19 protein-coding genes are annotated in these 14,752 nt (G+C 33.5%); 16 read left to right on the forward strand and 3 right to left on the reverse strand.

Annotation, left to right across the window (positions count from 1 at the left end; genetic code table 11):
• Positions 1-6: 6 nt before the first annotated feature.
• On the reverse strand, positions 7-735 hold the full coding sequence (locus tag AQ616_RS06040; protein WP_069685281.1) for a glycerophosphodiester phosphodiesterase: 729 nt from the start codon (positions 733-735) through the stop codon (positions 7-9).
• A 125-nt stretch (positions 736-860) separates the two neighbouring features.
• On the opposite strand from AQ616_RS06040, the gene AQ616_RS06045 reads away from it, so the two are divergent.
• Together AQ616_RS06045 and AQ616_RS06050 are read left to right on the forward strand one after the other, a co-directional pair.
• Positions 861-1,664, forward strand: a complete 804-nt coding sequence (locus tag AQ616_RS06045; RefSeq protein WP_017796967.1) for an SDR family NAD(P)-dependent oxidoreductase — start codon at positions 861-863, stop codon at positions 1,662-1,664.
• Between the two features lie 14 nt (positions 1,665-1,678).
• The gene (locus AQ616_RS06050; protein ID WP_017796966.1) at positions 1,679-1,990 is read left to right on the forward strand and encodes an iron-sulfur cluster biosynthesis family protein; all 312 of its coding nucleotides are present in this window, start codon (positions 1,679-1,681) and stop codon (positions 1,988-1,990) included.
• A gap of 153 nt (positions 1,991-2,143) precedes the next feature.
• Here the strand turns inward: AQ616_RS06050 and AQ616_RS06055 are convergent, their stop codons facing one another.
• Positions 2,144-3,064 carry an aldo/keto reductase gene (locus tag AQ616_RS06055; RefSeq protein WP_017796965.1) on the reverse strand — a complete coding sequence of 307 codons (921 nt, stop codon included), beginning with the start codon at positions 3,062-3,064 and terminating at the stop codon, positions 2,144-2,146.
• A gap of 101 nt (positions 3,065-3,165) precedes the next feature.
• Here AQ616_RS06055 and AQ616_RS06060 point away from each other — a divergent pair, with 101 nt between their 5' ends.
• The 8 genes from AQ616_RS06060 to AQ616_RS06095 all read left to right on the forward strand — a co-directional run bounded on the left by AQ616_RS06060 (position 3,166) and on the right by AQ616_RS06095 (position 9,654).
• Complete coding sequence (locus AQ616_RS06060; protein ID WP_017796964.1) at positions 3,166-3,711, forward strand: NUDIX hydrolase; 546 nt, start codon at positions 3,166-3,168, stop codon at positions 3,709-3,711.
• Between the two features lie 94 nt (positions 3,712-3,805).
• Positions 3,806-4,444 carry a stage II sporulation protein M gene (gene spoIIM, locus AQ616_RS06065; protein ID WP_017796963.1) on the forward strand — a complete coding sequence of 213 codons (639 nt, stop codon included), beginning with the start codon at positions 3,806-3,808 and terminating at the stop codon, positions 4,442-4,444.
• 105 nt (positions 4,445-4,549) lie between these two features.
• Positions 4,550-5,005 carry a ferric iron uptake transcriptional regulator gene (fur, locus tag AQ616_RS06070; protein WP_069685282.1) on the forward strand — a complete coding sequence of 152 codons (456 nt, stop codon included), beginning with the start codon at positions 4,550-4,552 and terminating at the stop codon, positions 5,003-5,005.
• A 113-nt stretch (positions 5,006-5,118) separates the two neighbouring features.
• Positions 5,119-5,325: a DUF4227 family protein gene (locus tag AQ616_RS06075; protein ID WP_069685283.1), complete on the forward strand. Its 207-nt coding sequence runs from the start codon at positions 5,119-5,121 to the stop codon at positions 5,323-5,325.
• 4 nt (positions 5,326-5,329) lie between these two features.
• Positions 5,330-6,223 carry a site-specific tyrosine recombinase XerD gene (gene xerD, locus AQ616_RS06080; RefSeq protein WP_017796960.1) on the forward strand — a complete coding sequence of 298 codons (894 nt, stop codon included), beginning with the start codon at positions 5,330-5,332 and terminating at the stop codon, positions 6,221-6,223.
• Between the two features lie 98 nt (positions 6,224-6,321).
• Complete coding sequence (gene deoB, locus AQ616_RS06085) at positions 6,322-7,500, forward strand: phosphopentomutase (protein WP_069685284.1); 1,179 nt, start codon at positions 6,322-6,324, stop codon at positions 7,498-7,500.
• 13 nt (positions 7,501-7,513) lie between these two features.
• The gene (locus tag AQ616_RS06090; RefSeq protein ID WP_069685285.1) at positions 7,514-8,329 is read left to right on the forward strand and encodes a purine-nucleoside phosphorylase; all 816 of its coding nucleotides are present in this window, start codon (positions 7,514-7,516) and stop codon (positions 8,327-8,329) included.
• Between the two features lie 32 nt (positions 8,330-8,361).
• Positions 8,362-9,654: a pyrimidine-nucleoside phosphorylase gene (locus AQ616_RS06095; RefSeq protein WP_069685286.1), complete on the forward strand. Its 1,293-nt coding sequence runs from the start codon at positions 8,362-8,364 to the stop codon at positions 9,652-9,654.
• 156 nt (positions 9,655-9,810) lie between these two features.
• Here the strand turns inward: AQ616_RS06095 and AQ616_RS06100 are convergent, their stop codons facing one another.
• A complete protein-coding gene (locus tag AQ616_RS06100; protein ID WP_069685287.1) occupies positions 9,811-10,533 on the reverse strand; it encodes a 3-ketoacyl-ACP reductase in 723 nt (240 codons plus the stop codon).
• 169 nt (positions 10,534-10,702) lie between these two features.
• On the opposite strand from AQ616_RS06100, the gene AQ616_RS06105 reads away from it, so the two are divergent.
• The 6 genes from AQ616_RS06105 (at position 10,703) to AQ616_RS06130 (ending at position 14,730) form a co-directional block, all read left to right on the forward strand.
• On the forward strand, positions 10,703-11,869 hold the full coding sequence (locus AQ616_RS06105) for a D-alanyl-D-alanine carboxypeptidase family protein (RefSeq protein WP_069685288.1): 1,167 nt from the start codon (positions 10,703-10,705) through the stop codon (positions 11,867-11,869).
• A 105-nt stretch (positions 11,870-11,974) separates the two neighbouring features.
• Positions 11,975-12,328, forward strand: coding sequence for an anti-sigma F factor antagonist (gene spoIIAA / locus AQ616_RS06110; protein ID WP_017796954.1), 354 nt, complete (start codon positions 11,975-11,977; stop codon positions 12,326-12,328).
• Positions 12,325-12,765 carry an anti-sigma F factor gene (gene spoIIAB / locus AQ616_RS06115; protein ID WP_017796953.1) on the forward strand — a complete coding sequence of 147 codons (441 nt, stop codon included), beginning with the start codon at positions 12,325-12,327 and terminating at the stop codon, positions 12,763-12,765. Before spoIIAA ends, spoIIAB begins: the two co-directional genes overlap by 4 nt.
• Before the next feature lie 9 nt (positions 12,766-12,774).
• Positions 12,775-13,527 carry an RNA polymerase sporulation sigma factor SigF gene (gene sigF, locus AQ616_RS06120; protein ID WP_017796952.1) on the forward strand — a complete coding sequence of 251 codons (753 nt, stop codon included), beginning with the start codon at positions 12,775-12,777 and terminating at the stop codon, positions 13,525-13,527.
• Positions 13,528-13,706: 179 nt separating this feature from the next.
• The gene (locus AQ616_RS06125; protein WP_017796951.1) at positions 13,707-14,324 is read left to right on the forward strand and encodes a stage V sporulation protein AA; all 618 of its coding nucleotides are present in this window, start codon (positions 13,707-13,709) and stop codon (positions 14,322-14,324) included.
• A complete protein-coding gene (locus AQ616_RS06130; RefSeq protein ID WP_069685289.1) occupies positions 14,302-14,730 on the forward strand; it encodes a stage V sporulation protein AB in 429 nt (142 codons plus the stop codon). The genes AQ616_RS06125 and AQ616_RS06130 overlap by 23 nt, the downstream gene beginning before the upstream one ends.
• Positions 14,731-14,752: the final 22 nt, after the last annotated feature.

The raw sequence follows: 14,752 nt of genomic DNA on the forward strand, positions 1-14,752 counted from the left end.
TTCTATTTATAAATAAGATTGATAGATGGTTTTCGCAACATCTGGTACATCTGTAAAAATACTATCACATTTATATTGAAAACAAAGGTGTATATGTTTTAGTTTGTTTACGGTATATACCCTTAGAGGCATATTCTCTGTTTTTGCTTGTTGAACAAGTTTTGGTTGTAAGAGACGGTACTTTATATGGATGGCATTTGCACCTAAAGATCGAGAAAATAATGGAAGTTGGTGCCTAGACTTATTTGTTAGCCAACCGATATTCGTATCTGTGCTAATCTTATTTAAACGTTGAATACTTCTAGTTGAAAAAGTAGAAAAAAACGTACGATCCAGCAATCCATATCTTTCAACAAGGTTGTAAGTAAGTATTTCTAAGTGTGGATAATCAATTTGATTATTTTTTAATTCCAGATGTAATAATAATGGTTTATCCGCTATCCATAAAAGAAATTCCTCTAATGACATTATGAATTCCCCGTTATATTCGTTTCCAAACCAACTACCTACATCCATTGTTTTTAACTCGTTATATGTATATTCTTGAATATATCCTCTTTTTCTTGCAGTGCGTTTTATCTTTTCATCGTGGAATAATACAGGTATTCCATCTTTTGATAATTGAACATCTGTTTCAATACCATCCGCATTCATTTGATAAGCAAGCTCAAAAGAAGCTCTTGTATTCTCAGGTGCGTATTTACTTGCTCCTCGATGGGCTATAATCTTTGTCATTGTTTCACCCCTTCACATTATTGTGTTTGATTTTTGGAAAGAAGTCAATTAACAAGGATTTACACACGATGCAATCCGCGGTACAATATTTGTATAAAAAGACGTTCTATAAAGAGGTTTTTATAATGAAGATTAATCAACGTTTATTGGATAAAAAAATAGTAATTACTGGCGCCTCTAGCGGTATAGGAGAGATCTTAGCTAAAAAGATAGCAAGCCAAGGAGGTTTTCCTATTTTGGTGGCACGCTCTCGTGATAAACTCGTAACTATTCAAAAAGAAATTGATCAATTGTATAATCAAAAGAGTGCTATTTACCCTATTGACTTAACTGACAATAATAAAATTGATCACTTAATACCAATTATTTTTAATGAAAATAAACAAGTAGATGGATTAATTAATAATGCAGGTGTTGGAGTTTTCGATTCAATAGAAGATATGAATTATGATGACTTATTAGAAATGTTTCAATTAAACGTATTTGCTGGGATTCAATTATCACAAAGTATATTACCATACTTTAGAAAAACGAATGCTAATACGCAAATTGTAAATGTCATTTCTCAAGCTGCAAAAATTTCTACACCTAAATCTGCTGCGTATGCATCATCTAAACAAGCTATGCTAGGGTTTACAAACGTATTAAGATTGGAATGTAAAATGTCATCGATTAGTATCATGGCAGTAAATTTAGGTCCAGTAAGAACGAACTTTTTTGAACGAGCAGATAAAGATGGTACTTATAAGCAAAATGTAGAGAGGTATATGTTAGACCCAGAACGAGTAGCAGATAAAATCGTTACACATTTATTTACAAGTAAACGCGAGATTAACATGCCATTGTGGATGGAATTAGGAAGTATCTTCTATCGATTAATACCAGGAGTTATGGAAGCAGTTTTAAGGAAACAATTCGATAAAAAATAATAGAGGTGCGATATATGAAATTAGAATTTACGAATGAGGCGAAAGAATTATTACAGAAACAATATGAACAGGGGGATAATTTATATTTGTTTTACGATACGGAAGGTGTATGCGGTGTAAATGGTGTCCCCACAGTGCGTTGGGTTACTAGCTTACCTGATAATGCAGAAGCTATTGACACAAATACATTTCCAACTTATGTTAATCGCGAACAGAAAGTATTTTTTTATAATGAATTAAAACTAGATGTACGCGGGAGCCTATTTCGATTATATAGCAATGAAGGTATATTAAACCCTTCAATAACAATTAATAAGAATGAATAAGCTGAGGCAGCGCCCCTTTGCAAAGACGAGTTGAAAAAGCAACTTAGCAAAGGGTTTTCCTTTTTCATAAAAAGCTTAACCGTCTTACTAGTATTATGCGGGCGCCTCAATCAAATTCATTCAAGAATAGTTATTATCTTACACTGTTTATATTCATCGATGCTTCTCGTAGGTTTGTGCTTTTGTAATCTCTTGTAATCGATGATAAATAGTATCATCTATACGGTCCGTTTTATTATATTCATGAATATTTTCTTCTAATTGGTCTAATGAGCTAGCCCCGAATACGGTTGAAGTAATAGCTGGGTGATCACCGACATAATGCATAGCTAGCTCTTGTATAGAATAATCGGAACGAATTTCATGTAGTCTATCATTCAAGTTTTTTAATTCCGTATAACTATAATTTAAATAACCATTTTCTCCTTTTTTGTCAATAACATCCTTCATTTTATTACTTATCATCCCTTTTGCAAGTGGACCTCTACACACCACACTAATGTTATTTTCCAGTGCTAAAGGTAGTATTTCTTCTTCTGGTCTACGATCTAGAAGGCTATATTGTGTCATTAATACATCAATAGAAGAGCGATTGGCATATTCTCTTATAACGTTAGGTCGAATAGATGAAATACCATACGTGCGTATCAAGCCAGCTGTTTTTAATTCTTCAAAAGCTTCAATTGTCTCGTCAATTGGATCATCAATGGTTCCTCCGTGTAACATACATACATCAAGATAATCTATTTGAAGTCGTTTTAAGCTGTCACGAACAGCATGATGAATATATTCTTTCGAAGGATCCCAAAACCAATCTTTTGAACCTTCTTGAAAATGGTTTCCTACTTTTGAAGTAATGACTACTTGATCACGTTGATGCTTGATCGATTTACCTACGATCTGTTCATTTATACCAAAATCGTATAAATCAGCTGTATCTAAGTGATTTATTCCGTTCTCTACAGCTGCATCGATTATTTTATTTGCATGTTGATAGTCTGAGCCAAGTGACATGCATCCTAATGTTAATTCAGATATACTTATGTTAGATTTACCTAGTAAATTATAACGCATTATTTGCCTCCTTATCATATGGATTATATGATTATTGTAGAATTAGTAAGAAAAGAAAACAACCTTTACACACATAGTAGATAAGAAAGGAAGAAAAACACATGCATAAATTTGAAGAAAAGACCATTTCATCAGAATCTATATTTAATGGAAATGTAATAGATTTAAAAGTAGATGAAGTAGAATTACCGAATGGGAAAACTTCGAAGAGAGAAATCGTCAATCACCCAGGAGCAGTAGGGATTATTCCAATTACGAAAGATGGAAATATTATTTTAGTAGAACAGTACCGCAAACCATTAGAAAAAGCACTATGTGAAATCCCTGCTGGTAAACTAGAAGAGCGCGAAAATCCCTTAACAGCAGCTGTACGTGAATTAGAAGAAGAAACAGGATTTACTACTACCAATCTTTCTTTTGTCACATCATTTTATACATCACCCGGTTTTGCGAATGAACTAATTTATATCTATATCACAGATGACTTAATTCCTTTAGAACAACCACCTACAGGAGATGATGATGAATTTGTGGAAGTAAGAGAAGTTTCCTTGGATCAAGCAAAGCAAATGGTATTGAATCAAGAAATACATGATGCAAAAACAAATTATGCTATATTATACTTACATTCTCTAAAAAAAGGGTAACTTATATGTAATCTATTAAAAATATAAAATAAGTTATTTTTATGTTGAAATCCTCATAGATTAAATTATAGATAATTATTTTAGGAGGATTTTGATGCATAAGAGCTATGTAGTCTTTAATCACTTTAAACAGCATGCAACCATTTATATATTTATGACTATATTATTTTTAACTGGCATAGTTTTTGGTGCCGTTATAGTAAATAGTATGGACGTAGTTCAAAAACAAGATTTATTTTTCTATTTGGAACGGTTTTTCATCCAAACAACAGAGGAAGGGTCGACTTTAAACAATAGAGATATACTATGGCAAAGCTTCTTTTACCATATAAAATATTTAGGCTTAATGTTTATTTTTGCATTAAGTGTAATCGGACTTCCAATTGTGTGGATATTAATTTTTATTAAAGGAATGGTTGTAGGTTTTTCTGTAGGTTTTATAGTGAATTGGTTAGGAATGGACGGATTAATTTTGTCCGCGATTTCAATAGCTCCACAAAACATTTTTATTATTCCTATTTATATTATCGCTGGAAGTATATGCATGATATTCTCATTGGGATTATTAGGTAAATTAGTTGCTAAACGAAATAACACCTCTTTATCACAACCATTTTTTAAATTAACAACTTCGTTTGTTATTTTAATTGTTTGTACGGGAATCGCAGCTATCATAGAAGCTTATATTTCGAACACGATAATGGTTGAGTGGATCCAAAGAGTTTACTTATAGTAAATATTATATTATAATTATTATAATTTAAAAGTGATAATACACTTTGACACGTTCTATTTGAAAGATTATAATATAGTTGGGTAAAGAGGGAGGCGACTATCCATGGAACATCGGATTGAACATATAAAAAAACAGCTACACTCGCATAGCTATAAACTAACTCCCCAAAGGGAAGCAACTGTACGTGTGCTTCTTGAACGAGAAGAAGATCACCTCAGTGCTGAAGATGTATATTTACTCGTAAAAGAAAAGTCACCAGAAATTGGATTGGCTACAGTGTATCGTACATTAGAGTTGCTTTCGGAGCTGAAAATTGTAGATAAAATTAACTTTGGTGATGGCGTTTCTCGATACGATTTACGTAAAGAAGGCGCAAAACATTTTCATCATCATTTAGTATGTATTGAATGTGGTTCTGTTGAAGAAATTGAGAATGATTTATTAGAAGATGTAGAACGTATCGTGCAAACAGATTGGGGATTTGAAGTGAAAGACCATCGGCTAACGTTTCACGGTATATGTAAACAATGCCAAGAAGTTATTGTTAAAGCAACATAGTATGCCTTTTTCCATTGGAAAAAGGCAATATTTTTTGTTTCATAATTGATTGTAATATTTATGGATAGGACAAGCATATTCTTTCAATAGAATAAATAATTGGGAGATATGTGATGCATAAACTAATAATTGATATGATAAAAATATTTTTGTTATTTATGATTAGTGCTTGTATCTTTTATTACGCACTACAACTTATGCACAAAGAATATTTATATATACACCGATTTGATCCGCCACAGGGTCCAGCAGTAAAAGTCTTTCAAGAAAATAACGGATTATTTGACCTACTTCCTTTAAATTTTTTAGGAGATGAGTAATATTATGTTAGAATACGCTATTGAAGATTTCTTTCATTTTCTTCGTATTGAACGTGGATTGTCTGAAAATACATTAAGTTCTTATAAAAGAGATTTGACGAATTACTTGCAATATATGAAAGACCATGATAAAACTGCATCGTGGGATAAGATTTCTAGAACAGATATTATGGGGTTTCTTTATATGTTAAAAGATCAAGAGAAATCAACAGCAACCATTTCTAGACATATTTCTTCAATTCGTTCTTTTCATCAATTTTTAATTCGGGAACAGATTACTTCAAATGATCCGAGTTTACATATTGAAACACCTAAAAAAGATCGTAAACTCCCGGATACCTTATCTCAAGATGAAGTAGATCGATTATTAGACATCGATATGAATTCCAAACTTTCCATTCGAAATAAAGCAATGTTAGAATTACTATATGCTACCGGTCTGCGAGTATCAGAGTTGATTTCTTTAAAAGTAAGTGATTTACATTTAACGATGGGTTTTGTGCAATGCTTCGGGAAAGGTTCTAAAGAAAGAATTGTTCCGCTCGGAGATACGGCAAAATATTATCTAGAAAAGTATATTTCTGAGGCAAGAGACAGCTTGATTAAAAAGAATAGACAAGAGGATTCTTTGTTTGTCAATCAACATGGAAGAAGATTAACTAGGCAAGGTTTTTGGAAAATCTTAAAAGGGCTTACATTAGAGGCTGGGATACTAAAAAAGATTACACCACATACACTTCGCCACTCTTTTGCTACACATTTATTAGAAAACGGGGCAGACTTACGTTTAGTCCAAGAGATGTTAGGACATGCAGATATATCAACAACTCAAATTTATACACATGTTACAAAGGCTCGCTTAAAAGATATGTACCAAACTTATCATCCAAGAGCCTAATTTTTTTCAGATATGTTGTCTGACATCTAACATCAAATAGAGGGAACATAGTTATAGCGTGTTTCGGGAATATACATAACAGGAGGTATGAACAAACTATGAATAATTTTAAACGAGTATTTTTAATTGTAATGGATTCAGTAGGAATTGGAGAAGCTCCCGATGCAAAAGATTTTAATGATATAGGAGCAGATACATTAGGACATATTGCAGAGAAAATGAAGGGATTAAATATGCCTACATTGGAAAGTCTTGGATTAAGTAATATCCGAATGATTAAAGGTATTGAGCCCGCAGTTCAACCAAAAGCTCATTATACAAAAATGCAAGAAGCATCTAATGGTAAAGATACAATGACTGGACATTGGGAAATTATGGGATTGCATATAGAAAACCCATTTCGTACATTTCCGGATGGGTTTCCGGATGAATTAATCCAAGAGTTAGAACAAAAAACTGGTCGTAAGGTGATTGGAAATAAACCGGCATCTGGTACAGAGATTCTTGATGAACTTGGAAAGCAACATATGGATACTGGGTCGCTAATTGTTTATACATCGGCGGATTCTGTATTGCAAATTGCTGCACATGAAGAGATTATTCCAATAGATGAGCAATATAAGATTTGTGAAATTGCGAGAGAACTAACTTTAGATGAAAAATACATGGTTGGAAGAGTAATTGCACGGCCGTTTGTTGGTGTACCTGGTGCATTTGAACGTACACCGAATCGTCATGATTATGCGTTGAAGCCATTTGGCAGAACAGTAATGAATGAATTAAAGGATAATAATTATGATGTCTTAGCATTAGGTAAAATATCAGACATTTATGATGGTGAAGGTGTTACAGAAACGATCCGAACCAAAGATAATAATGATGGTATGGTACAATTACGAAAGTCAATGGATAAATCGTTTAATGGCTTAAATTTCTTAAATCTTGTTGATTTTGACGCAAAATATGGGCATCGAAGAGATGCAATAGGGTATGGAAAAGCTTTAGAAGAGTTTGATCAACAGCTACCAGAGATTATTGAACAGCTACATGATGATGATCTTCTGATAATTACAGCTGATCATGGAAATGACCCAATTCATCATGGTACTGACCACACAAGAGAATACGTGCCATTACTCGTTTATCATAACCAAATTAACCAGGCAAAAGAATTACCTATTAGAAGAACGTTCGCCGACATAGGAGCAACTGTTGCAGATAACTTTGGGATTAAGTTACCTGAATATGGGGAAAGTTTTTTGAACGATATTAAATAAAGGGGAAGATAAAATGGAAAATCAATATATTCAAGAAGCAGCAAGTTTTATAAAAGATAAAATGAATAGAGAACCATCAATTGGTTTAATTTTAGGATCGGGCCTAGGTGTATTGGCAGATGAAATTGAAGAGGCAGTCTCCATTGAATATAAAGATATCCCTCACTTTCCAACATCAACTGTGTCTGGTCATAAAGGACAATTAGTAATTGGCACTATGGAAGGGAAGCAAGTAATTGCGATGCAGGGTCGTTTTCATTATTACGAAGGGTATACCATGCAACAAGTAACATTTCCTGTTCGAGTCATGAAGGAATTAAATATTGAAAAATTAATTGTTACAAACGCAGCTGGTGGGGTAAATGAATCTTTTTCTGCCGGTGATTTAATGTTAATTACAGATCATATTAACCAAATGGGAGATAACCCGTTAATTGGTCCAAATGATGAAAGACATGGCCCTCGTTTTCCTGATATGTCGACTGCATATGATAAAGATTTATTGCAACTTGCAAAAAACGTTGCTAAAGACTTAGATTTAACAGTACAACAAGGTGTGTACGTAGGTAATAGTGGACCTGTGTATGAAACACCGGCAGAGGTAAGAATGTTACGTGTACTAGGTGGCGATGCAGTGGGAATGTCAACTGTTCCCGAAGTGACTGTAGCTAACCACACTGGAATAAAAGTGCTTGGTATTTCTTGTATTTCAAATATGGCGGCAGGTATATTAGATCAGCCTTTAACACATGACGAAGTGATTGAAACTACAGATAAAGTTAGAGAGAGCTTTTTACAATTTGTTCGCAATATCATTCAATCAATGTGATTTGGTACTATTTTGGAGAGGATGTTGAAGTTATGAATACAGTAGAAATTATTAATAAAAAAAAATATGGAGAAGTGTTAAGTTACGATGAGATAAAACATGTGATTACTGGGTATGTAGAAGGTAATATTCCAGATTATCAAGTATCTTCTCTATTGATGGCAATTTATTTTAATGGTTTAACGAATCAAGAGACATCTGATTTAACTGAAATTATGGTGAACTCCGGAGATCAGATAGATATGTCTTTCTTAAATACTATTGTGGTCGATAAGCATTCTACAGGTGGCGTAGGTGATAAAGTTAGCTTAATTGTTGCACCAATTATTGCTTCATTAGGTATCCCATTTGCAAAAATGAGTGGAAGAGGGCTAGGTCACACTGGTGGAACAGTAGACAAGTTAGAATCTATTAAAGGATTTCACACTGAATTACCATTAGATACATTTAAAGAGCAGGTAAAAGAGCATGGTATCGCACTAGTTGGACAATCAGGAAACTTAGTGCCAGCGGATAAAAAATTATATGCATTACGTGATGTAACGGGTACAGTAGATTCGATTCCTTTAATTGCTAGTTCTATTATGAGTAAAAAAATTGCCTCAGGAGCAGACTCAATTGTATTAGATATAAAAGTAGGTAATGGAGCTTTTATGAAAACAGTAGAAGAAGCCGAAAAATTGGCTACTGCTATGGTTGAAATTGGCAAAAAATTAGATCGTGAAACTGTTGCTGTGCTTACAAGAATGGACCAGCCTTTAGGAGATGAAGTTGGTAATGCTAATGAAGTTATTGAAGCGATAAAATTACTACGTGATAGTGATTATAGCAAAGATATTTATGATGTTTCTGTGGAAATTGCTTCACAAATGGTATTACTTGCGAAAAAAGCTTCTACGATTGAAGAAGCTAGAAGTTTGGTATCTGATGTTATTGCAAATGGAACAGCTTATAAAAAATTAGTTGAATTTGTTGAAGCGCAAGATGGAGATATAACGAGTGTAAATGAATTAAAAGTGAAGCAATCAATTGAAGTATTAAGTGATGAGGAAGGGTATTACGCTTCTGTAAACACACAAGCAATTGGTGAAGCTGCTATGCTACTTGGTGCAGGTAGAGAGACAAAAGAAGATCAAATTGACCATCAAGTAGGAATAACATTCCATGTGAAGTTAGGAGATGCAATTAAAAAAGGAGACAAAATTGCAACCATCCATACAAATAAACAAAATAACGATGAAGTTATTCAAAAAATCAAGAAAGCAATGACCTATACAACAGAAGCTGTCGAATCTAAAGATAGTGTTATTAAAATTATAAAATAGTAATTTTAATTAATCATTTAAAACTTCATGTTAAACAGAAAGAACCTAAAATCCTCTTAATTCGGGGTTTTAGGTTCTTTTATGTGAGTTGATATATGTGTAATCAGAGCAAATTAAGCTGAGTATCATATTTTTAATTCTTAATTTAAGAATAACTTAAAACGGATTTGTTGCCCATTGAAGAGATTGTTTTATAAAAATACGAGGATGCAACTTTAATTGAGATACGATAAATTCAGCTATATCTTCTGGTTGCATAAACTTGTCTTCGTTTTTTTCAGATAATTCATTTCCAAATACCAATTCTGTAGCTACTAAACTTGGATTCATCGTGAATACACGTATATTATTTGGACGAACTTCCTGCATTAATGCTTCTGCCATACCTTGTATTGCAAATTTTGAACCACTATAAGCCGTAGAACCAGCTGTACCTTTTAGACCATTACTGGAAGAAATCATAATAATATCTCCTTGATTTTTGTCCTTCATATGTGGTAACACCCGATGGGTCACATGGTATGTTCCAAAGACGTTTACATGGAATATTTTTTTCCATTCAGAAGAGGTGACTTCATCTAAATTTCCATAAGTTGATATACCTGCATTATTAATGAGTATATCAGCTTTTCCAAGATTATTTTCCAGCCGTGTAATGGCAATATCTACTTGTTCTTCATCACTAATATCCACTGTTTCATATTGTGACCGAACTCCCATTTTTTTAATACTTTCTGATACATCTATTAATTTGTTTTCAGAACGAGCCAATAACCCAATATGCACTCCTTGTTTGGCCAATTCTATTGCAGTTGCTTTCCCTATTCCACTACTTGCTCCCGTAATATATGCAATTTTTCCTTTAATAGATTGTCCCAAATGTAGTCCACTCCAATCTTTTTCACTCATGCACAAATTATACGAAATAAATAGCTTGCTTTCAAAATAAATGTTCATCGATTTTTAAGCAGGGATAATTTCATCAGAGGTATGAAAACTCTAATTGAAGGAAAAACTAACGGTATATATTGAAGTTGGAGGTAAGGCTATGAGAAAGATACGAAATGTAATGATAATTGGGATATTAGGTGTATTACTTTTTGGTCATACCGTGTCAGCAGAAGAAATTGGACAGGAGATTAATCTAATTGAAGATGCTACTTCTGGGATACTTATTGAACAAGACACTGGAACAATTCTCTATGATAAAAACGCACACGAACAACTTGCCCCAGCAAGTATGACAAAAATAATGACATTGCTTTTAGTGATGGAATCCTTAGAAAAAGGGGACATAGCAAAAGAAGATGTTGTTATTGTTAGTGAAAAAGCTGCTTCTATGGGTGGGTCTCAGATATTTTTGGAAGCTGGAGAAGAAATGACAGTAAATGATTTATTAAAAGGGGTTGCAGTAGCCTCTGGTAATGATGCAAGTGTAGCTTTAGCAGAAAAAATAGCTGGTAGTGAAGAAGCGTTCGTAAATAAGATGAATGAAAAAGCAAAAGAATTAAATTTAAAAAATACATTATTCCAAAATACTACTGGATTGCCTGAAGAGAATCATTATAGTAGTGCTTATGATATGGGAGTTATGGCAAACGAACTTCTAAAGCACGAGTCAATTACAGAATATACATCTATCTATGAGGATTACCTTCGCCAAGGAAAAGACAATGAATTTTGGCTTGTTAATACAAATAAATTAGTTCGTTTTTACAAAGGCGCAGACGGGTTAAAGACTGGTTACACTAGTGAAGCGAAATATTGCTTAACAGCCACAGCTCAACGAGATGACATGCGCGTTATCGCTGTAGTAATGGGGGCTGAATCACCAAAGGAAAGGAATCGTATGGTAACAGAACTGCTTGATTATGCTTTCCACAGTTATGAAACGAATCCTTTGTTTTCAAAAGGGGACAAGGTAACTGAAGTGGATTTATTAAAAGCTGATCAATCTACTATAGATATCGTTACAGACCATTCTGTAAGTACTTTGCACAAGAAAGGGGATAAAGAGAAAGATATTTCTACAGAGGTAAAGTTACAAGAATCTTGGACATTTCCTGTTAAAAAAGGGGATGAGGTAGGTAAATTAATAATTAAAGATGGAGATACAATAATATCTGAAGTACCTTTAACTGTTAGTAAAAATATCGAAAAAGCATCTTTTAGTGATCTGATGAAAAGATCTTTACAAGAATTGGTGAAACATTAATAATAAAGTAACATTTCCACTTCTTTTGTCGACAGGCAGGAATTAGCTCATTACTTGAAGAAATTAGCTATCTAAGAAATTTTTTTAAGGGAGGAATCGTGAAACATGGCACTTCATTCTGACTTTGATGTTGTAGGGGATGTCCTCATCGTCAGACTTTCTGGGGAATTGGATCATCATGAGACGGAGGCTTTACGAGATATATGGAAGGATATGATATATAATAATCCGATTAAACACGTTATTTTAAATCTAGAACAAGTAAGTTTTATGGATTCTTCTGGATTAGGAGTAGTACTAGGAAGGTATAAAGAGGTAATACAATTAGGAGGAGAAATGATGGTCTGTTCTGTCTCTCCTCCAATTCAAAGGTTATTTGAAATGTCAGGCCTTTTTAAAATTGTTCGTAAAGCAGATAATGAGCAATATGCACTGGAAGCATTGGGGGTGGCATCATGAATAATGAAATGTCTCTTTCGTTTGCAAGTGTAAGTGAAAATGAAGCATTTGCACGTGTCGCAGTAGCTTCATTTATAACACAGTTAGATCCGACAATGGATGAGTTGACAGAAATTAAGACAGTTGTTTCAGAAGCAGTAACGAATTCAATTATCCATGGATACCATAATGAACCTCAACATAGAGTTTACATTGAATGCGTACTTCATGATGATGAAATTGAATTAACCATTCGTGATGAAGGGGTCGGTATCGAAAATATTGATGAAGCAAGAGAACCTTTGTATACTTCAAAACCAGAACTTGAACGATCTGGAATGGGGTTTACAATTATTGAAAATTTCATGGATTCTGTGGAAGTTATTTCTGCTCCCGAAAAAGGTACTTCCGTATATATGACCAAACAACTTTCGAAATCAAAAACTGTATATAATTAAGGTCTAATTATGAATGTGAATAAAACACGGGAGCGGGAGCAGCTATCCGATGAGCAGGTAAAAGAACTTATACGCATGAGCCAGCAAGGAGATCAAACAGCGAGAGATCGTTTAGTAGAAAAAAATATACGACTTGTCTGGTCAGTAGTTCAACGTTTTATTAATCGGGGGTACGATCCGGATGATTTATTTCAAATTGGAAGTATTGGTTTAATTAAATCGATCGACAAATTTGATTTAAGTTATGATGTTAAATTTTCCACTTATGCAGTACCGATGATTATCGGAGAGATTCAGCGTTTTATTCGTGATGATGGTAGTATCAAAGTAAGTAGATCTTTAAAGGAAATAGGAAATAAAATAAGAAGAAAAAAAGATGAAATGACGAAACAGTATGGTCGTTCTCCGACCGTAAATGAACTAGCAGAGGCTCTTGAGTTGCAACCGGAAGAAATTGTGCATGCACAGGAAGCAGCGAAGTCACCACAATCAATTTATGAAACGGTGTTTGAAAACGATGGCGATCCAATCACTTTGTTAGATCAGATTGCAGAGCAAGATTCTAAGTGGTTTGAGAAACTATCATTACAAGAGGCCATTCGAAGTTTAACAGAACGTGAGCGTTTAATTATTTATCTTCGTTACTATAAAGATAAGACACAAACAGAGGTAGCAGAAAGATTAGGGATTTCGCAGGTACAAGTATCACGACTAGAGAAAAAGATCTTAGAAGATATGAAAAAAAATATGGATTCAAGTTAATACGTAAATGAGTCTTCTCTTTGGAAGGCTCTATTTTTTATGCTCATTATAACAACTTGGTCAAAAGACGGATAATAATATAAGAAAGAAGTTTCACTTTATGAAATGATTTTTAATAAAAACGTTTGATTTGACTAATACTATAATCAATATACATTACAGGAAAGAAGGCTGAATTTATGGCTGATATTGTCTACTTACGGATGCATAAAAAAGTGAATATTGCCCATAAAAAGCAATTGTACTTAGAAGATATTGCTCACATTTCTTCTAACGTTTCCTATAAAAAAAAACTTGAATTGACACCAATTTATCGTATCACTGATAAGGATGAAAACATTCTGATCATTGATAGCTTTTTGATTGTCGATCATTTAATCTCCATATTCTCTGATATCGAAATTCAATTAATAGGATCTGAACAGACAATTATTCATATCCAAAAAAGGAAAAAGCAAACCAACCTCTGGATCGTATCTTTTGTATGGTTATTACTTTTTGTTGGTACTGCTATGACTATCATGAATTTTCACTATGATGTAAGTATGCAACAGGTACAGCAAAAGATTCATTTACTCTTAACTGGCAGAGAAAACGAATTTCCTCTTTGGATTCAAATACCATATTCCTTAGGATTAGGAGTAGGAACGCTTTTATTTTTCAATCATTGGTTTAATAAACGATTTAATGAAGAACCAAGCCCCTTAGAAATAGAGATTTTTAATTATCAACAAGATATTAATCAGTACATCACCTATATGGAAAATGATTTAAATGATCCAAGAAATCTTTCTTAGATTTTTACAAGTTTTCATTGGTTTTAGTGGTGGTTTAGCAGTTGGGGCAGGCTTTGTAGCTTTTATAACAGTACTAGGAATTATCCCCCGTCTAGTACAGTTAAGTAAATCAGAAGCATTTACAAAAGCATATGGAGGATCAGTAATTTTCGGGTTGTTAATTGGCACATATTTCTCCTTTGCGTCTATAACGCTTAATCAGACGATTATAACACTTTTATTCTGGGGATTATTACATGGGATATTTAATGGCATGTTAGCAGCAGCCTTAACGGAAGTATTAAATGTTTTTCCTATCCTGACGCGGAGAATTGGCATGGACAAGTTTGTATTAATTTTTATGATGGCATTATTACTAGGTAAAGTGTTTGGTTCCTTATTTCAGTGGATCGTATTTGTAAGATAAACAAAAAGGCGGGTTATTGTTT

Source organism: Oceanobacillus sp. E9 (assembly GCF_001741975.1).
GTDB lineage: Bacteria > Bacillota > Bacilli > Bacillales > Amphibacillaceae > Oceanobacillus > Oceanobacillus kimchii.